The organism is Pseudomonas sp. GP01-A4 (genome assembly GCF_058780865.1).
Genome location: NZ_JBYSWF010000101.1, coordinates 1 through 16,914, shown reverse-complemented (window position 1 = coordinate 16,914; position 16,914 = coordinate 1). Strand labels below are relative to the sequence as shown.

16 protein-coding genes and 2 tRNA genes are annotated in these 16,914 nt (G+C 60.4%); 8 read left to right on the top strand and 10 right to left on the bottom strand.

The genetic code is table 11. From position 1 onward, the window contains the following. Positions 1-76, top strand: a tRNA-Glu gene (locus AC3WKX_RS32145). A 3-nt stretch (positions 77-79) separates the two neighbouring features. Next, positions 80-155, top strand: a tRNA-Gly gene (locus AC3WKX_RS32140). Positions 156-254: 99 nt separating this feature from the next. On the opposite strand, the gene AC3WKX_RS32135 is transcribed toward AC3WKX_RS32140, so the two are convergent. The 7 genes from AC3WKX_RS32135 to AC3WKX_RS32105 all read right to left on the bottom strand — a co-directional run bounded on the left by AC3WKX_RS32135 (position 255) and on the right by AC3WKX_RS32105 (position 6,627). Next, on the bottom strand, positions 255-800 hold the full coding sequence (locus AC3WKX_RS32135) for a hypothetical protein (RefSeq protein WP_102606451.1): 546 nt from the start codon (positions 798-800) through the stop codon (positions 255-257). Beyond that, a complete protein-coding gene (locus AC3WKX_RS32130) occupies positions 797-1,123 on the bottom strand; it encodes a hypothetical protein (RefSeq protein ID WP_102606452.1) in 327 nt (108 codons plus the stop codon). Before AC3WKX_RS32130 ends, AC3WKX_RS32135 begins: the two co-directional genes overlap by 4 nt. Positions 1,124-1,239: 116 nt before the next feature. After that, positions 1,240-2,457 carry a phospholipase D-like domain-containing protein gene (locus tag AC3WKX_RS32125; protein WP_102606453.1) on the bottom strand — a complete coding sequence of 406 codons (1,218 nt, stop codon included), beginning with the start codon at positions 2,455-2,457 and terminating at the stop codon, positions 1,240-1,242. A gap of 56 nt (positions 2,458-2,513) precedes the next feature. Continuing rightward, positions 2,514-3,161, bottom strand: coding sequence for a MotA/TolQ/ExbB proton channel family protein (locus tag AC3WKX_RS32120; protein ID WP_003217203.1), 648 nt, complete (start codon positions 3,159-3,161; stop codon positions 2,514-2,516). A gap of 17 nt (positions 3,162-3,178) precedes the next feature. Then, positions 3,179-5,461, bottom strand: a complete 2,283-nt coding sequence (locus AC3WKX_RS32115; protein ID WP_008431274.1) for a TonB-dependent receptor — start codon at positions 5,459-5,461, stop codon at positions 3,179-3,181. Between the two features lie 24 nt (positions 5,462-5,485). Beyond that, entirely contained in the window at positions 5,486-6,217 is a 732-nt protein-coding gene (locus tag AC3WKX_RS32110) for an energy transducer TonB family protein (RefSeq protein ID WP_102606454.1), read from the bottom strand. Between the two features lie 2 nt (positions 6,218-6,219). Continuing rightward, positions 6,220-6,627 carry an ExbD/TolR family protein gene (locus tag AC3WKX_RS32105; RefSeq protein WP_003217209.1) on the bottom strand — a complete coding sequence of 136 codons (408 nt, stop codon included), beginning with the start codon at positions 6,625-6,627 and terminating at the stop codon, positions 6,220-6,222. A gap of 293 nt (positions 6,628-6,920) precedes the next feature. On the opposite strand from AC3WKX_RS32105, the gene AC3WKX_RS32100 reads away from it, so the two are divergent. Then, positions 6,921-8,489: an alkaline phosphatase D family protein gene (locus tag AC3WKX_RS32100; RefSeq protein WP_102606455.1), complete on the top strand. Its 1,569-nt coding sequence runs from the start codon at positions 6,921-6,923 to the stop codon at positions 8,487-8,489. Here the strand turns inward: AC3WKX_RS32100 and AC3WKX_RS32095 are convergent, their stop codons facing one another. Then, complete coding sequence (locus AC3WKX_RS32095; protein WP_102606456.1) at positions 8,490-9,116, bottom strand: alanyl-tRNA editing protein; 627 nt, start codon at positions 9,114-9,116, stop codon at positions 8,490-8,492. Positions 9,117-9,207: 91 nt separating this feature from the next. Here AC3WKX_RS32095 and AC3WKX_RS32090 point away from each other — a divergent pair, with 91 nt between their 5' ends. Beyond that, the gene (locus tag AC3WKX_RS32090) at positions 9,208-10,140 is read left to right on the top strand and encodes a LysR family transcriptional regulator (protein ID WP_003217218.1); all 933 of its coding nucleotides are present in this window, start codon (positions 9,208-9,210) and stop codon (positions 10,138-10,140) included. A 142-nt stretch (positions 10,141-10,282) separates the two neighbouring features. Here the strand turns inward: AC3WKX_RS32090 and AC3WKX_RS32085 are convergent, their stop codons facing one another. Then, positions 10,283-10,690, bottom strand: coding sequence for a PA2817 family protein (locus AC3WKX_RS32085; RefSeq protein ID WP_003217220.1), 408 nt, complete (start codon positions 10,688-10,690; stop codon positions 10,283-10,285). 231 nt (positions 10,691-10,921) lie between these two features. Further along, positions 10,922-13,369, bottom strand: coding sequence for an acyl-CoA dehydrogenase (locus tag AC3WKX_RS32080; protein WP_102606507.1), 2,448 nt, complete (start codon positions 13,367-13,369; stop codon positions 10,922-10,924). A 192-nt stretch (positions 13,370-13,561) separates the two neighbouring features. Between AC3WKX_RS32080 and AC3WKX_RS32075 the strand changes: the two genes are divergently transcribed. The 4 genes from AC3WKX_RS32075 to AC3WKX_RS32060 all read left to right on the top strand — a co-directional run bounded on the left by AC3WKX_RS32075 (position 13,562) and on the right by AC3WKX_RS32060 (position 16,746). Continuing rightward, a complete protein-coding gene (locus AC3WKX_RS32075) occupies positions 13,562-14,221 on the top strand; it encodes a transglutaminase-like domain-containing protein (RefSeq protein ID WP_102369633.1) in 660 nt (219 codons plus the stop codon). Positions 14,222-14,278: 57 nt separating this feature from the next. Next, positions 14,279-14,902, top strand: coding sequence for a glutathione S-transferase family protein (locus AC3WKX_RS32070; protein ID WP_102369632.1), 624 nt, complete (start codon positions 14,279-14,281; stop codon positions 14,900-14,902). Positions 14,903-15,037: 135 nt separating this feature from the next. After that, positions 15,038-15,970 (top strand): ABC transporter ATP-binding protein, encoded by a 933-nt coding sequence (locus AC3WKX_RS32065; RefSeq protein ID WP_003217227.1) that lies wholly within the window; start codon positions 15,038-15,040, stop codon positions 15,968-15,970. Further along, complete coding sequence (locus tag AC3WKX_RS32060) at positions 15,967-16,746, top strand: ABC transporter permease (protein ID WP_003217229.1); 780 nt, start codon at positions 15,967-15,969, stop codon at positions 16,744-16,746. The genes AC3WKX_RS32065 and AC3WKX_RS32060 overlap by 4 nt, the downstream gene beginning before the upstream one ends. The last annotated feature ends 168 nt before the right edge of the window (positions 16,747-16,914 follow it).

Genomic DNA, 16,914 nt, shown 5'->3' with positions numbered 1-16,914 from the left:
GTCCCCTTCGTCTAGTGGCCTAGGACACCGCCCTTTCACGGCGGTAACAGGGGTTCGAGTCCCCTAGGGGACGCCATTTGCGGGAATAGCTCAGTTGGTAGAGCACGACCTTGCCAAGGTCGGGGTCGCGAGTTCGAGTCTCGTTTCCCGCTCCATATTTAACGAAAACGCCGATCAGCAATGATCGGCGTTTTTGTTTGTGGGTTTTTTGTGAGCTGGAGTGCAATGCCCCGGCCCACGTTGCGTTTGTACCGCTAGAAATTATCCATCGCGTGGCACATCGACAGCCTTCCCGACGGCGTCGGTTCAATCGGACTCCATCGTTCGGCACCTTTCGGCAGCTCAGCAAGCTCGAATGAGCAACTCCCGGACATTGATGCTCGCACCATGTAGTCCATGCCGGGCTTGGGGATAAAGGTCATGGTGTTGAAACATTGCCGGCCATATTGCGGCAACCCAAGGTAATGAAAGGCAATGGGCGTGTTCGCCGGAATCACCTGTTCGGACGACACCGCACCGTCCCAGGTGTAAATCGGCCCCGGCATCCCCAGGCTTGCGCCATTGCGGTCGGCGAAGCCGGATTTGGCGGACACCATCACGCCTGCTCCGGGAACATTCCAGTCCAGACAATCGCGCCCGGGCACTGCGCGCACCATGCCGTCGCTGATAATGCGCAAGCGCGCCGTCTCGGCAGACGGTGGCGCTGTATAGGCGGTGTTGAGGGAGCGGACGTTATATACCTGGCCACAGCCGCTGAGGAGCAACAGGAACAGGGCGGGAATGACACGTAAAGTGCTCATGGCTGGCGGCAGTTCTGGCTGACCGACAGATGCGGCGCGGGCTCATGGCTGACCATCTGCAAGCCATCGGCGCCCTGGAAGATAAAATATGTACTGCGACAATCCTTGAACGTCTGCGAGTAACCCTCAGCCCGGAATCCCTGCCCGTCGATCTTCCTGGTCACCGTATTGTCACGGCTGACCACGGCGAGTACCTGCTCATAGCTGTCGCCCATCTTCACCCCCGGCACCCCGGTGGAGGTCATGGAATTGGCACAACCTGCCAGCCCGATGGCCGCCCAAACCAGCGCCGTACCGTACAGTCCATTGCGTGTGGTGTTCATCCCTGCTCTCCATCCATGAGGTGTGCAGGGTTGGTCAGCGCAACGGCGGAAAAGTGCAACATTCATATCTGGCAATGTGACATTGCCCGCAAATCATGGGATTTGCAGGCAACGGCTCACGGCTTGCCCGGATGCGGCTCCGGGTACTCGCTTGTCGCGTCCAGTGCCTTGGCGTACGGCCCGTCCCACAGCTGTTCGTGTAAATCTCCCACGCGCTTGGCCATCGCTTCACTGCGCATCACCACTTCCAGGTTGCGCGAGTTATCGAAATAACCCCCCAGCCAGTTACTGGTGCCCACCCACGCCACTTGCCCGTCGATTTCCATGGTCTTGCTGTGGATCACCCGCGCATAAGGAATGAATCCTTGCTTGGCCTCGGGCAGCGTGACGATCTTGACCTCGACATTCGGCAGCACCGCCAGGCTTTTCAGGTACGGCAATTCCAGCGCTTCGGTGTTCCAGTTGGATACCATCAACTTGATCGAGACCCCGCGCGCTGCCGCTGCACGCACTGCATTGTCGATCATCGCGTAGTAAGGCCGGGTTCTGTCAGGTCCATAGGACAGCGGCGCGTAGTCCAGCAGTTGTACGCGCACTTCCTTTTTCGCCTCGCCCAGCAGACGTGGCAGTTCCAGCTGCGAATCACCCACACCCGGCGGGTTGTAGCGCTGGGGGCTGGCTACCAGGTAGTTGCCGGTGCGTGCCGGTGTGGCGCCTGTGGCGGGCAGGGCAACAGGCTGGTTGTCGGCCAACGCAGCCTGGGCCTGCCAGTCCTGTTCAAAAATGGCCTGGGTCTGGGCGACGACATTTGCATCACTGATCAACAGCCCGGTTTCGTGGATATGCTCCAGCGAACGCCAGTCGAAGTTCTGGCTGCCGATAAACGCCTGCTTGCCATCCACAACCATATACTTGGCGTGGATGATCCCGCCACTCAGCTTGCCATAGGGCAGGATGCGGAAGGTCAGGTTGGGAATGGCTTTCAGGCGCTCCAGGGTCGAGGCTTCCGACAGCCGCACGCCTTTTTCTTCCAGCAGGAAGCGAATTTTCACCCCGCGTTTGCCGGCGGCTTCCAGGTGTTCAATCACCTTGTCCATCACCGAGCCAGGATGGTCGGCCGCGTAGAACTGGCCGATGTCGATGCGGCTTTTCGCGCCGTCGAACAGCTGGATCCACACGGGGCCGGGCTGGCGCAGATCGGCGGTGCCAAGTTGGGTGTCCACTGGCACGGTGTGTACCAACTCAAATCCCGGAATTGAAAAGTCCGCCTGGGCAAGCGGACTGAGGAGCAGGCCTGCAAGGCCGGCGATACGTAATTTCAGCGATATGGACATAGGCGTCTCATCGGGCAAAAAAAGGGCGGGCGCATGATGCGCCCGCCCCGGGAAGGTCACGCAGTGCGGGTGTGCAGCGGGGTCGGTACCAGGTGCGGCACTTCACCCTGCACGCGGGCACCGGTTGCCGCGCGGATCAGCAGGATTTTCAGCTGGTCGTTGATACGCTCCAGGCTGTCCTGGAAGAAGTTGTGGAACACCACGCAGAACAGCGCGATGGCGATACCCAAACCCGTGGCGAACAGGGCCGTACCGATACCACCGGAAATCTGGCCCGGGTCGGACACACCGGCACTGGCCAGCGCCTTGAAGGTGTCGATGATGCCGAGGATGGTCCCCAACAGGCCGAGCAGCGGCGCGGCGGTGGTGATGGTTTCGATGATCCACAGGCTGCGCGACAGCGGCGCGCGGGTCTTGAGGTACTGGGTTTCGATCTCGTCGTCCAGGTCCTTGCGCGAACCATGGGACGCCTTCTGCGCCAGGATCGGCAGCACCATGCTCAGCGGCAGGCTGTCACGGCGAGTCAGGTTTTCCGGCAGGTCGCGTTCGCTGTGCACATTGGCGCCCAGCACTTCGGTCAATGCACGGGCCTGGCGGCGCACGTAGGCGAAGTAGATGCCACGTTCGATGGTGATGAAGATTGCAATCGCCAGTGCGGCGTACATCACATAAAAGGTGATTTGGTGAAGCAGGTTCATGTCCATGATGCTGAGCCTCGCAGTTAGAAATTGGCTTCCAGGGAAACGGTGACGGTGCGGTCAAGCCCAACGATGTAGGCCGGGTCGCCATCGCGGAAACCGCTGTAGCTCGCCGAGTTGGTCTTGGTGGTGTACACGCCGTCCAGGTACTTCTTGTCGAACAGGTTGTCGACGTTCAGGCGCAGGGTTGCGTCCTTGACGACTTTCTTGTCCACCGGCAGGTAGATACCGGCGCCGAGGTTGAAGATGGTGCGGGCGGAGATGGCTTCGTCGTTGGTCAGGTCGCCATAGAGCTTGCTGGTGAACTTGCCGCCGAAGGTGCCGTAGAAGCGCCCGTCGTCATAGCCGATGTTGGCCGCCAGCATGTTGGTCGGCACGTTGGCGAACTGCTTGCCGCTGGTGGGCAGCACGATCGGCTTGCCGGCGCTGTAGACGGTCAGGTCGTCCTGCTGCTTGGAGCTGGTGTAGGTGTAGGAGGTGTAGTAGTTGAAGTTGTGCGGCAGCTTGCCGCTCCACTCCAGTTCCAGGCCTTTGTTGATGACGGTGCCGGCGTTGATGTCGGCGGAATCACCGTTGCTGTCCAGGGAGGTGAGCTGGCGATTCTTGAACTGCATGTAGAACAGGGTCGCGGCGAGGGTGCTGTCTTCGCCGGTGTAGCGCCAGCCCAGTTCCTGGTTCCAGCTGAGTTCCGGCTTGGAGTCGAGGGAGCCGACGCCTTTGTCGTACAGCACGTAGTTCTGTGGAATACGCATGTTGCGCGACAGGCTGTAGAACAACTGGTCACGCTCGTCGAGCTGGTATTTCAGGCCGGCGTTGGGCAGCAGTTTGTTGTAGGTCTGGCTGGCCTTGCCGGGTTGCTCGGTGAGGCTGCCGTGGTTGGTGCCGTCACGCTCGACGTTCATGTAGGCAATGCCCGCGATCAACGTCCAGTCCGAGTTGATGTACCAGGTGTCCTGGGTCCAGACCTTTTGCGCCGGCGTCACGGTGTAGCGGTCGCGACCCTGTACGGTGTTGCCGTTGGCGTCGACCACGGAGTTGCCGTCGGGCCAGGTATCGCTTGGCTTGCCGTTGTTCTTGAGGGCAATGAACGGTTGGGTCTGGCTTTGGCGGGCGCGTTCATACCAGTAGCCGAATTGCAGGCTGTGGTCGCCCAGGTCCCAGTTCAGCTTGGTGGTGATGCCCGGGCGCCAGGTCTGGGTGCGCGAAGGGCGGTAGTAGACGCCGGTGGTCGCGGAACCGTCGGCGTTGTATTGAGCCTGTGTCGGCAGGTTGCCGAGGTCGAAAACGCCGCCCTTGTTCGAGCCACTGTTCAGCGCATAGGCCGAGGAGCCCACGCCGCTGCCGTTGCCGTAGTAGTAATACGGGATCACCGAGAGGGACAGGTTGTCGCTCAGCTTGTACTGGGTGTTGAGCACGGCGGTAAAGGTCTGGAACGGGTTCTGCGCCAGGTCGTAGTAGCTGCTGACCTTGCCGTTGGCGCCCACCGCCGGTGTCGCCGGGTACGGGTCGTACTTGCGGCCGTACTGCTGGAACTGTGCCTTGGTCAACTGGCTGTAACTGTTGTTGTCCTGCTCGTGGTACTTGAGGATCAGGTTGGCGGTGTTGCCGTTGCCGGCGTCGAAGAAGCTGTTCCACTCCACCTTGTCCGCACGTACGGCACCCGAGCCGCGCCACATCTGGCCTTCGGTGTGGGAGGCCGACAGCCAGTTGCTCAGGCCGTTGACTTCACCGGTATTGAGGCGGGCGAAGGTCTTGCGGGTGGCGTTGCTGCCGACCACTTGCTTGACGAAGGCACCGGTTTCCTTGGTGGGGCGAATGGTCACGATGCCGATGTTGCCGCCGCTGGAACCGATGTGCGGGCCGTCGGCTTCCGACGAGCCCTGGGTGACGAAAATCTGGTCGATGTTTTCCGGGTCGCCCAACAGGTTGGAGTACAACGCGTAGTTGCCGGAGTCGTTGATCGGCATGCCGTCCACCGACATACCGACCTGGTCGGAGTTCATGCCGCGCATGGTGAAGCGGAAGCCCGAGAGGCCGGTGTTGTCTTCACTGGAGATGTTCAGGCCCGGGGTGTACTTGAGCTTGTCGATGGCGTTGCCAGTGGCCGTCTGTTTGTCCAATGCTTCCTTGGTGATGGTCGAGCGGCCCTTGGCGCTCTCTTCCTGGACCATGTAACCGCCCCCAGCGGTTGCCTTGCCCTGTACCCCAATAGTCCCGACGTCACTGTCGCTGGTATCTGCCATGACCACTCCATGGGTCATGCTCGTCGCGGCAACGAGTGCCAGATGAATCCGGGTGAACTTCATCACTGTCGTCCTGGTGGTGTGTGCTTATTGCACGCTGTAGTTGAAGGTGGCGGTGAAGCGCTGCTCGTTACGTCCACCGAAGGCTTGTTCGGGGAACGGTTTCACCTGCTTGATACGGCGCAGGCTGTTGGTGGCGGCCCGGTTGAGCAGCATGCTCGGCGCCGGGGTCTGGATCCCGGAGTCGAGGACGCGGCCTTGGCGGTCCACCATTAACCAGACCACCACCTCGCCACTCGGGCGTTCAAGGGACGCCTGGCGCCCGGTGGGGTATTGCTTGTAGGTGTCCAACTCGTTGCGCAAGCCCTTGAGGTAGCCGCCTTCCAGTGCCTGGCCGTCGACTTTCGGCGGCGCCGGTGGCGCAGCGGGTGCTGGCGTGGGAGCGGCTTGCACCGGCTTGGCGGCCACCGGAGCTGGCGCAGGCACAGGCGTTGGCTTGGCGACCACGGGCTTGGGCACCGGTTTTGGCTTGGGCTCAGGCTTTGGCAGTGGTTTGGGGATCGGCTTGGGGGGCGGAGGCGGAGGGGCAGGTTCGGCCTCCTCGTCTTCGATCACCGGCGGCGGTGGCGGCGGTTCTTCCACCACGGGCTCGGGGACCACTTCCGGCTCGGGCTCGACCAGCGCGAGTTCAACCGCCGACTCGTCGTACTGCGGCTGGATCTTCAGGGGTTGGGACTGGATACCCAGTGCAATCAGCACCAGGGCGATCAGGGCCGGGACACTGCCCAGCAGCCGACGCGCACGAAACAAGGCATACATGATCAGGACTTTTTCGTGGCGATGGAGACAGAGGTAAAGCCACCCAGGCGCAGGGTGTCCATCACCTCGACCAGGCGCGACACTTCCACGCCTTTGTCGCTGTTGACGATGATCGTCGACTTGGTGTCTGGCTTCTCGCCGGCCTTGAGTGCAGGCACCAGCGCGTCGACGGTCAGGTCCTTGCCATCGAGCTGCAGCTGACCTTCCAGGCCCAGGGTCAGGATGAATTTATTTTGCGGCTTGAGCTGCTGTGAACTGCTGGCGCTCGGCAGCTGAGTCTTCATGCCCAGGGCCGGAATCACGTTCAAACTCACCAGTACAAAAAACACCAACAGGAACATCATCACGTCGATCATCGGGATCAGTTCGATGTGTGCCTTGCGTTTTTTGGGTTCATCCCAAGTTCTCATTCCGCTACCCCGCAGTTGATTAGGGGCGACACGCTAGCAACCAAAAATGACCGAATGGTTAACTTTAATTTAAGCTTTTAAGGCTCTAGGACGCGTCTTACAGACGACTCGTGGGTCTATTTATCTACGTAATGAAACTGACACGACGCGGGTACATTCTTGGAGAATTTATTTCGCGAGTCCGCCTGCATGAGCATTGCACTGCCGCATTTATCCACCCTGCTGCCAGTGGTAAGAACGCTACACAAGCATTTGTTTTGGTCGGTGCGGGATGCTTGGAAGGAGCGCAGTTGATGAGTGTGAATCACGATCGCCGTCGCGTACTGGGCGGGCTTGCAGTTGCCACGGCGTTTTCGATCCTCAGCCCGTTTGCCCGTAGTGCAGGCATCGACTATCCCTTCACCCTTGGTGTGGCGTCAGGCGATCCATTGCCTGATGGTTTCGTGATCTGGACACGCCTCGCGCCGCTGTTCAATGCCGCCGACGGTCGGGGTGGCCTGAGCCGCGCGGTGCCGGTGCGCTGGAAGGTGGCCCGCGATGCAGCGATGACGCGCGTTGTGCGCCAGGGCGAGGTGATGGCCAGCGAGCGTTTCGCCCATTCGGTGCATGTGGAAGTCGCCGGGCTGGAGGCGGGTCGACCTTACTGGTACCAGTTCGAAGGCCTCGGTGCGCAAAGCCCGGTGGGCCAGTCGCGCACTGCGCCGGCGGTGCATGCCATGGCATCGGCGCAGCTGGGTTTTGTCTCCTGCTCCCATTGGGAGCGAGGCTACTTCAGCGCCTATCGGCATTTGGCCGCCGAGCAGCCTGACCTGGTGTTTTTCCTCGGGGATTACATCTATGACAGTTCCTACGCGGCTGATTCCGGCAAGATCATTCGCCCCCACGGCAGCGGCAATGCGTTGAATCTGGTGGATTACCGCAACCGCTACGCCCTGTACAAGACCGATCCGGATTTGCAGGCACTGCATGCTGCGGCGCCCAGTGTGGTCACCTGGGACGATCACGAAGTGCAAAACGACTATGCCAGCCAGTGGTCCCAGGACCCGAGCATCCCGGTGACGAGTTTTCTCAAGCAGCGGGCGGCGGCCTACCAGGCCTTCTACGAGCACATGCCGCTGCGGGCCAGCAGCCTGCCGCGCGGGCCGGACATGCGCCTCTATCGGCGTTTGGACTACGGCCGGCTGGCGCGTTTCCATGTGCTGGATGGGCGTCAGTACCGCTCCGAGCAGCCATGCATCCTGGCCAATGGCAGCCACAAGGGACATGTAGCCGCGAACACCTGTGCTGACCTGCGCGATCCCCGTCGCACCATGCTCGGCTGGGAGCAGGAGGCTTGGCTGGATCAGGGTTTTGCCGAGTCCCGGGCACAATGGAACGTGATCGCGCAGGACCTGTTGGTCGCGCCGCTCACGCAACGTGACCTGACCAACCACAAGCCCGGCCGCTGGACCGATGGCTGGGATGGTTACATGGCCAACCGTGAGCGGATGCTTGCGTCGATGGTGCGCAGAAAGGTGAATAACCCGGTGTTCTGGGGCGGCGATATTCACTCGTTCTGGACGACGGACCTGCACGCTGACGCAGGGAATCCGGATTCGCCCGTGGTCGCGACCGAGTTTGTCGGCACGTCGGTGACGTCTGACGGGCCACCATTTGATGCGTTCAGTGCGATCCTGCCCCTCAATCCCCATGTGAAGTTTTTCGACAGCCGCCAGCGCGGCTATGTGTCGGTGGCGCTTGAGGAGAGGAATATGCTGACGAACTTCCGGGTGATTTCCGATCCCCGGGATCCGAACGCCAGCGTCTCGACCCTCAAGTCGTTTGTGGTGGAACCGGGCAGGGCGGGGGCGATTGCGGTTTAGTCAGTTCAGGGTATAGCGCACCGACAATGCACCCTTTTTCTCGGAGAGGGCCAGGATCGTCACCTGACCCACGTCCCCCAATGCCTGCACATGCGTGCCGCCGCAGGCATAGGCCGGCAGGTCGCCAAAACCCACTTGCCGCGTACCGTCATCCAGGGCCATATGGCGCGGCAGGTTGGCGGCGATCCATTGGTCGACTTGCCGCTGGATCGCCTCGGCGTCCATGGCCTGGGCCGAGGTGCCGCGAATAAAGGTGATCTTGCCTTCGCCCGGCCAGTGATGAGCCTTGATCGGCATCCAGCCCAGGGTTTCACCGGCATTGCCGATCAGATGCCCGGCCGAGTGCAGGCGCGTGTGCAAGGTGCGGCGGTCTTCATCGACGCGTGCCTGGATCACGCCGGGAGCCACGGGGCGGTCTACGTAATGCACGACATGATCGCCTTCCTGCACCACCTTCAACACCTGGCTTTCCCCGAGCCAGCCGGTGTCGCAGGGCTGGCCGCCACCTTGTGGATGGAAGATTGTGGACTGCAGGATTACCGCAAACTGGTTATCAAAAGGTGTGCATCCCAGCACTTCAAGTTCGGCATTCAGGTGGTCATGGGTAAAAAACAGGCGCTGGGTCATCATTTATATCCGCATCAGGGTTTCTAACCGGCAGTATAAGAAGTGCGCCAATGGGTGATAATCCGTTCAAATCTCAATGGACTTGTGCGTCATGAGCATCAATCTTCCCTTGCCGCTGCTGGGCGAAATGGCGATTTTCGTCAAGGTGGTGGAAACCGGCAGCTTCTCCGAGGCCGCGCGCCAACTGGGAGCATCACCGTCCTCCGTGAGCCGCAGCATCTCACGCCTGGAAAAGGCCCTGGCGACTCGCCTGTTGCAACGCACCACGCGCAAATTGCGCCTCAGCGAAGGCGGCGAAGAGGTGTTCAAGCGCTGCCAGGAAATGGTCAGTGCTGCGCGGTCGGTGATGGAAATCAGCGGCCAATACACCCATGAAGCCGAAGGGCTGGTGCGGGTCAGCGTGCCCAAGGCGGTAGGGCGTTTTGTGGTGCATCCGCATATGCCGGAGTTTTTGCGGCGTTATCCCAAGGTCGACGTGCAGTTGATCCTGGAGGACCGGCATGTGGACCTGATTGACGACAATGTCGACCTGAGCATCCGCATCACCGACAGCCCGCCGCCGGGGTTGGTGGGGCGCCAGTTGCTGCCGATCGAGCATTTGATCTGCGCCACGCCGCGGTACCTGGCGGAGCACGGTACGCCGCAGCATCCCCATGATTTGCTGGAGCACAGTTGCATCTACCTGGGTGAGACGCCGGGGGATGCGCGCTGGAAGTTTCGCCAGGGCAGCAAGGCGGTGACGGTGGGCGTGCGCGGGCGGTATGCGGCGAATCACACAGGCGTGCGGCTGGATGCGGTATTGCAACATGTGGGGATTGGCAGCTTGCCGTATTTCACGGCGCGGCATGCGCTGGAGGCGGGGGAGGTGGTGCAGGTGTTGCCGGGGTGGGATTTCATTGCGTCGTACCACGGGGATGCGTGGTTACTGCATTCGCCGACGCGGTACCTGCCGCCGAAGTTGCGGGTGTTTATTGATTATCTGGTGGAGTGCATGGCCAAAGAGCCGACACTGAAGAAACGGTAGGAATACAGTTTAAATGTGGGAGCGGGCTTGCTCGCGAATGCGGTGGTTCAGTCACCTAAAATATTGACTGAACCACCGCATTCGCGAGCAAGTCGAACCGTCGCACCGCCGCTCCCACATTTGATCTGCGTTAGCCCTGAAATCAGTGCTTGGGCTGGTCATTGGACATGGCCAACAACTGCTTTTCCTGGTTCCAGTCGAACGGTTCGTCGTTCTGTTCAGCTTCGAAGCGACGTTCTTCCAGGGCCTGGTACAGGTCCAGCTCGTCGTCGGGCATGAAGTGCAGGCAGTCGCCACCGAAGAACCACAGCAGATCGCGTGGCACCAGGTGAGCAATTTGCGGATAGCGCAGGATGACCTGGCTCATCATGTCCTGGCCCAGGTACTGGCTTTCGATCGGGTCGATGGGCAGCAAGGCGCGCAGTTCATCGAAGCGCTCCAGGAACAGGAGGTGGCTTTCCTCGGGAACCTGTTCGGCTTCGCCGACGGCAACCAGGATGCTGCGCAGGTGGTCGAGCAAGACGAGATGATCGGCAACGACGTTGGACACGAGATAAGTCCTCAAGAGCAAAACGGGCGCGAGAGTATATAGCTCGGTGCCTTGCCTCACAAATACGATTCCTTTTGACGAGTGGCTGTTGTTGTCAGGCAAGGCGCCGCGACGAGTCATAGCTTGCTATGGCGAGGAGCGGCAACGCAGCATGACGACAACAGACGCCGTCAAAAGGGATCAGTATTTGTGAGGCAGGGCACTCTACCCGTTTTTATATGACCGCTGGGATCAGCGGACTTTTCCCTCAGCCTGGCTCAGCTCTTCCTTGCTGAAATCATCCACGTCGATCACCTTGCGCCGCGCCGCTTCAGCGTCACGCAGGGTCTGCGCCTCGGCCGGTTGCAGCACGCCGGCATGCAGCGCGGCATCGATGGCGTGTTCGCCCGCGGTCGGTTTGACCTGGCCGCTCTTGAGGCCTTCGTGGAGTTTTTTCTGCAACGGATGGCTGTCGGCCAACAGGTCGTAGGCATGTTGCAGGGCGCCCACCGGATCTTCTGCAGACTGTGGGCGATAGCAGCCAGCCAGCACCGCTTCCAGGGTCGGGTCACCCTTGGCGCGACCAAGCACTGCGGCCACCTCGGCATCCAGCGCATCGGACGGGCCTTTATGACGGCGGCCGAACGGGAACACGATCACCCGCAACAGACAACCCAGCACCTTGCTCGGGAAGTTGGTCAGCAGTTCATCCAGTGCACGCTCGGAGTGGCCAAGGCTCTCTTCCATGGCCCAGGCGAACAGCGGTTCCAGGTGGTCTGGCGAATCCAGGTCGTGATAACGCTTGAGTGCAGCCGATGCCAGGTACATGTGGCTCAGCACATCACCAAGACGTGCCGACAGGCGTTCGCGTCGTTTCAACTCGCCGCCCAGCAGCATCATGCTCAGGTCCGCCAGCATCGCAAACGCCGCGGCCTGACGGTTGAGTGCGCGGAAATAGCCCTGGCTCAGGCTGTTGCCCGGAGCCTTTTCGAAGTGACCGAAACCGAGGTTCAACACCAGGGTGCTGGCGGCGTTGCCTACGGCAAAGCCGATGTGCTGCAGCAGCAGGCCGTCGAATTCCTTCAGCGCCTGGTCATGGTCTTCGCGACCGGCCAGGGCCATTTCCTTGAGGACGAACGGATGGCAACGAATCGCACCCTGGCCGAAGATCATCAGGTTGCGCGAGAGGATATTCGCGCCTTCCACGGTGATGAAGATCGGCGCGCCTTGCCAGCTGCGGCCCAGGTAGTTGTTGGGGCCCATGATGATGCCCTTGCCGCCGTGCACGTCCATCGCGTGGCTGATGCATTCGCGGCCGCGTTCGGTCAGGTGGTACTTGAGGATCGCCGACAGTACCGAGGGTTTCTCCCCCAGGTCGACCGCGTTGGCGGTGAGCATCCGCGCGCTGTCCATCAGCCACGCGTTGCCGCCGATGCGGGCCAGGGCTTCCTGGATGCCTTCAAAGGCCGCCAGCGGTACGTTGAACTGCTCACGCACCTGGGCGTACTGGCCGGTCACCAGGCTGGTGAACTTGGCCGCGCCCGTTCCGACGGCAGGCAGGGAAATCGAACGGCCTACCGACAGGCAGTTCATCAGCATCATCCAGCCCTTGCCGAGCATTTCCTGGCCACCGATCAGGAATTCCAGCGGAATGAAAACATCCTTGCCGGAGTTGGGGCCGTTCATGAACGCGGCGCCCAGTGGCAGGTGACGGCGGCCAATTTCAACACCCGGGGTGTCGGTGGGGATCAGCGCGAGGCTGATGCCCAGGTCTTCTTTGTCGCCCAGCAGATGATCCGGGTCATGGGCCTTGAAGGCCAGGCCGAGCAACGTCGCTACCGGGCCGAGGGTGATGTAGCGTTTTTCCCAGTTCAGGCGCAGGCCGAGGGTTTCCTTGCCTTCCCATTCGCCTTTGCAGATCACCCCGGTGTCGGGCATGGAGCCAGCATCGGAACCGGCCAGTGGGCCGGTCAGGGCAAAGCACGGGATATCGTCGCCACGGGCCAGGCGTGGCAGGTAATGGTTGCGTTGTTCATCGGTGCCGTAGTGCAGCAGCAATTCGGCCGGGCCCAGGGAGTTGGGGACCATGACCGTGGAGGCGAGGTCGCCGCTGCGGGTCGCCAGCTTCATCGCGACCTGGGAGTGGGCATAGGCGGAGAAGCCTTTGCCGCCGAACTCCTTGGGGATGATCAGGGCAAAAAAGCCATGCTGCTTGATGTGTTCCCAGGCAGCGGGTGGCAAGTCCATGGCCTGGCCGATTTCCCAGTCGGTGACCATGGCGCACAGTTCTTCGGTAGGGCCGTCGATGAAGGCTTGTTCTTCTTCAGTCAGTTGCGCCTTGGGATAGGCCAGCAGCTTGTCCCAGTCGGGGCGGCCGCTGAACAGCTCGCCATCCCACCACACGGTGCCGGCGTCGATGGCGTCGCGCTCGGTCTCGGACATCGGCGGCAGGACTTTCTGGAACCAGTTGAACAGCGGCGCGGTGAAGTACTTGCGGCGCAGGTCCGGCAGCAGCAGCGGGGCGGCTACCACGGCGATCAGCATCCAGAAGATCAGCAGCAACCAGCCTGGTGCGTGGCTGAAGGCGCCCATCGCCAACAGGTAGACGGCGACCACGCCGATGGCGGGCAGGGGCGCGATGCGCCGGTGCGCCAGGTAGGCAATGCCCACCACCAGAACCAGTATCCACAACAACAGCATATTCAATCCTCCGTGAAACCAGGTGCGAAATCACCTCAGAGCTTAGTCGGCATCCGAACAAGCGGGGTGACGAGGGTGTTACGTGGTGTGCCGGCAATGATCAGCACCAGGCGCCGACATTTGGCCGAATCGTCGTTATCCCAGGTGCATGCCTGTGGTTAGACTCAGGGCTTGCTCTCTGAGATTAACCTCATGAATGCGTACTTGAATCCCGGCCGCTTCATCGATAGTGACCACCCTGCGGTGGTGGAGTTCGCCGAAAAACATCGCGGTTCGAGTGCCGCACTTCGTGACCAGGCAGTCAGTCTTTACTACGCTGTGCGCGAGGCGGTGCGCTATAACCCCTATACCTTCAGTCGCGACCCGCAAACCCTCAGCGCGAGCTTCGCACTGGCGGCCGGCGAGAGTTATTGCGTGCCCAAGGCAACATTGCTGGCGGCGTGCGCAAGGCACTGCGGGATCCCGGCGCGCATCGGCCTGGCCGACGTGCGTAACCACCTCTCGACGCCCCGTTTGATCGAGCTGCTCAGAAGTGACGTATTTGCCATGCATGGCTATACCGAGTTGTATCTGGACGGCCGTTGGGTCAAGGCCACGCCGGCGTTCAATCAGCAACTGTGCGAACTGTTCGATGTGCCGCCGCTGGATTTCGATGGCATTCATGACAGTGTTTTCCACGCCTTCAACCGCAAGGGCCAGCGCTCCATGGAGTACGTGGTGGACCATGGGCAATTTGCCGAGGTGCCCGAGGAATTTTTCTTCGCCCACATCCAGAAATGTTACCCGCACCTGTTTGGCGAGCAGATGCCGATCCTGCTGGGGGACATGCAGAGTGATTTAAGCCGGACGTGATCCGGCGTATGCTGCCCCGGCATTTATCCAACCATCTTTTTCAAAATCGGGGCGGTCATGCTGAAAATCTGGGGTCGTAAAAATTCGTCAAATGTCAGGAAAGCACTGTGGTGCGCCGAGGAGCTCGGCCTGGACTATGAGGCAATTGATGCGGGTGGGGCTTTTGGTGTGGTCGACACGCCGCAATACCGCGCGCGGAACCCCAATGGCCGGGTGCCGATGATTGAAGATGGCGATTTTGTGCTGTGGGAATCCAACACCATCGTGCGCTACCTGGCCGCCAAACATGCGCCGGATTCGAACTGGTACCCCAGCGAGCTGCAAGCCCGGGCCAACGCGGAAAAGTGGATGGACTGGACCACCTCGACCCTGGCCGAACCGTTCAAGACCGTGTTCTGGGGCGTGCTGCGAACCCCGGCTGAAAAACAGAACTGGGACACCATCAACGCCGGTCGCCAGGCCTGCATCGACGTTTTGCAGACGGTGGATCAGGCCTTGGCCACGCAACCTTACCTCTCCGGCAGCGAGATCGGCATGGGTGATATTCCCTTGGGCAGCTTCATTTATGCCTGGTTCGAAATGCCCATCGAACGCCCGTCGATGCCTAACCTGGAAGCCTGGTACCAGCGGCTGCGCCAGCGCCCGGCCTATCAGAAATCGGTCATGACCGCGTTGACCTGATACCGACTATTAATACGGGTTACTGTACTTGTGCGGCGCGGACAAGCACCATGCTTGTCACGCGCAGCCGTTGTATTCCGTGCGGTCTGCCCTCATGTAACAATTCTATTCCTCTTCTTTGGTGCGTAATCCGATATGAGTTCCGCTCTGTCCATCCGGCAGCTAACCAAAACCTACGGCAACGGTTTCCAGGCCCTGAGTGGTATCGATCTGGACGTCGCCGAAGGTGATTTCTTCGCCTTGCTCGGCCCCAATGGCGCCGGCAAATCCACCACCATCGGGATTCTCTCGACCCTGGTCAACAAGACCACCGGTACGGTGAACATCTTTGGCAACGACCTGGACAAATCCCCGGCGGCGCTCAAGCGCAGCATCGGCGTGGTGCCCCAGGAGTTCAACTTCAACCAGTTTGAAAAGACCTTCGACATCGTCGTGACCCAGGCCGGTTACTACGGCATCCCGCCGAAGATCGCCAAGGAACGCGCCGAGCAATACCTCACGCAACTGGGCTTGTGGGACAAGCGCGACGTGCCTTCGCGTTCCCTGTCCGGGGGCATGAAGCGCCGCTTGATGATCGCTCGCGCCCTGGTTCACGAACCGCGCCTGCTGATCCTCGACGAGCCGACGGCGGGCGTGGACATCGAGCTGCGTCGTTCGATGTGGACGTTTCTCACCGAGCTGAACCAGAAAGGCATCACCATCATCCTCACCACGCACTACCTGGAAGAGGCTGAGCAGCTGTGCCGCAACATCGGCATCATCGACCACGGCACCATTGTCGAAAACACCAGCATGCGTAATTTGCTGAGCCAGTTGCACGTCGAGACCTTCCTGCTCGACCTGAAAAACGACATGACGGTTGCGCCCCAGTTGATCGGCTACCCGAATCGCCTGGTGGACAGCCACACCCTGGAAGTCCAGGTGGACAAAGCCGTGGGCATCACCGCGCTGTTTGGCCAACTGGCTACCCAGAACATCGAGGTGCTGAGCCTGCGTAACAAAACCAATCGCCTTGAGGAGTTGTTTGTGTCCCTGGTGGAGAAAAATCTGGCGAAGGTGGCGGTATGAGTTCGGAACTGCAACCCAACCTTGTCGCGCTGCAGACCATCGTTTATCGCGAAGTGAAGCGCTTTACCCGGATCTGGCCGCAGACCTTGCTGCCGCCGGCGATCACCATGGTTTTGTACTTCGTGATCTTCGGTAACCTGATTGGTCGGCAGATTGGTGATATGGGTGGATTCACCTATATGGAGTACATCGTGCCAGGGTTGATCATGATGTCGGTGATTACCAACTCCTACGGCAACGTGGTGTCGAGCTTTTTTGGCAGCAAGTTCCAGCGGTCCATCGAGGAATTGATGGTGTCGCCGGTGTCGCCTCATACGATTTTGATCGGCTACACCCTGGGCGGTGTGCTGCGCGGGTTGATGGTTGGGGTGATTGTGACGTTGCTGTCGCTGTTCTTTACCCATTTGCAGGTGCATCACCTGGGGATCACCTTGCTGGTGGTGGTGCTGACGGCGACTATCTTTTCGTTGCTGGGGTTCATCAATGCGGTGTTTGCGCGCAACTTTGATGATATTTCGATTATTCCGACGTTTGTTCTGACGCCGCTGACGTATCTGGGTGGGGTGTTTTATTCGATCACCTTGCTGCCGCCGTTCTGGCAGACGGTGTCGTTGGCTAACCCGGTGTTGCATATGGTTAACGCGTTTCGCTATGGGATCCTGGGCGTTTCGGATATCAAGATCAGTGTGGCGATCACCTTTATGCTGGTGGCGACTGTGGTGCTGTATGTGGGGTGTGCGCGGTTGCTGGTGAGTGGGCGCGGGATGCGCACCTAAGCGTTGAGATGTGATGAAAGACGGCCTCCAGATGAGGCCGTTTTTTTTGGCGATTGGTTTGAGTACATATCCGTTTCTTCGGTAACGGCTACTTATGGTTTCGCTCTTACAGCGAGTCACTTTGCAAAAGCGGCAAAGTAACCAAAGCGCTCTGCCCCGCCTGTCGGG

Coding starts and splice junctions, on each gene's coding strand:
- AC3WKX_RS32135 (WP_102606451.1), bottom strand. CDS start 800: ATGAGCACTTTACGTGTCATTCCCGCCCTGTTCCTGTTGCTCCTCAGC.
- AC3WKX_RS32130 (WP_102606452.1), bottom strand. CDS start 1,123: ATGAACACCACACGCAATGGACTGTACGGTACGGCGCTGGTTTGGGCG.
- AC3WKX_RS32125 (WP_102606453.1), bottom strand. CDS start 2,457: ATGTCCATATCGCTGAAATTACGTATCGCCGGCCTTGCAGGCCTGCTC.
- AC3WKX_RS32120 (WP_003217203.1), bottom strand. CDS start 3,161: ATGGACATGAACCTGCTTCACCAAATCACCTTTTATGTGATGTACGCC.
- AC3WKX_RS32115 (WP_008431274.1), bottom strand. CDS start 5,461: ATGAAGTTCACCCGGATTCATCTGGCACTCGTTGCCGCGACGAGCATG.
- AC3WKX_RS32110 (WP_102606454.1), bottom strand. CDS start 6,217: ATGTATGCCTTGTTTCGTGCGCGTCGGCTGCTGGGCAGTGTCCCGGCC.
- AC3WKX_RS32105 (WP_003217209.1), bottom strand. CDS start 6,627: ATGAGAACTTGGGATGAACCCAAAAAACGCAAGGCACACATCGAACTG.
- AC3WKX_RS32100 (WP_102606455.1), top strand. CDS start 6,921: ATGAGTGTGAATCACGATCGCCGTCGCGTACTGGGCGGGCTTGCAGTT.
- AC3WKX_RS32095 (WP_102606456.1), bottom strand. CDS start 9,116: ATGACCCAGCGCCTGTTTTTTACCCATGACCACCTGAATGCCGAACTT.
- AC3WKX_RS32090 (WP_003217218.1), top strand. CDS start 9,208: ATGAGCATCAATCTTCCCTTGCCGCTGCTGGGCGAAATGGCGATTTTC.
- AC3WKX_RS32080 (WP_102606507.1), bottom strand. CDS start 13,369: ATGCTGTTGTTGTGGATACTGGTTCTGGTGGTGGGCATTGCCTACCTG.
- AC3WKX_RS32075 (WP_102369633.1), top strand. CDS start 13,562: ATGAATGCGTACTTGAATCCCGGCCGCTTCATCGATAGTGACCACCCT.
- AC3WKX_RS32070 (WP_102369632.1), top strand. CDS start 14,279: ATGCTGAAAATCTGGGGTCGTAAAAATTCGTCAAATGTCAGGAAAGCA.
- AC3WKX_RS32065 (WP_003217227.1), top strand. CDS start 15,038: ATGAGTTCCGCTCTGTCCATCCGGCAGCTAACCAAAACCTACGGCAAC.
- AC3WKX_RS32060 (WP_003217229.1), top strand. CDS start 15,967: ATGAGTTCGGAACTGCAACCCAACCTTGTCGCGCTGCAGACCATCGTT.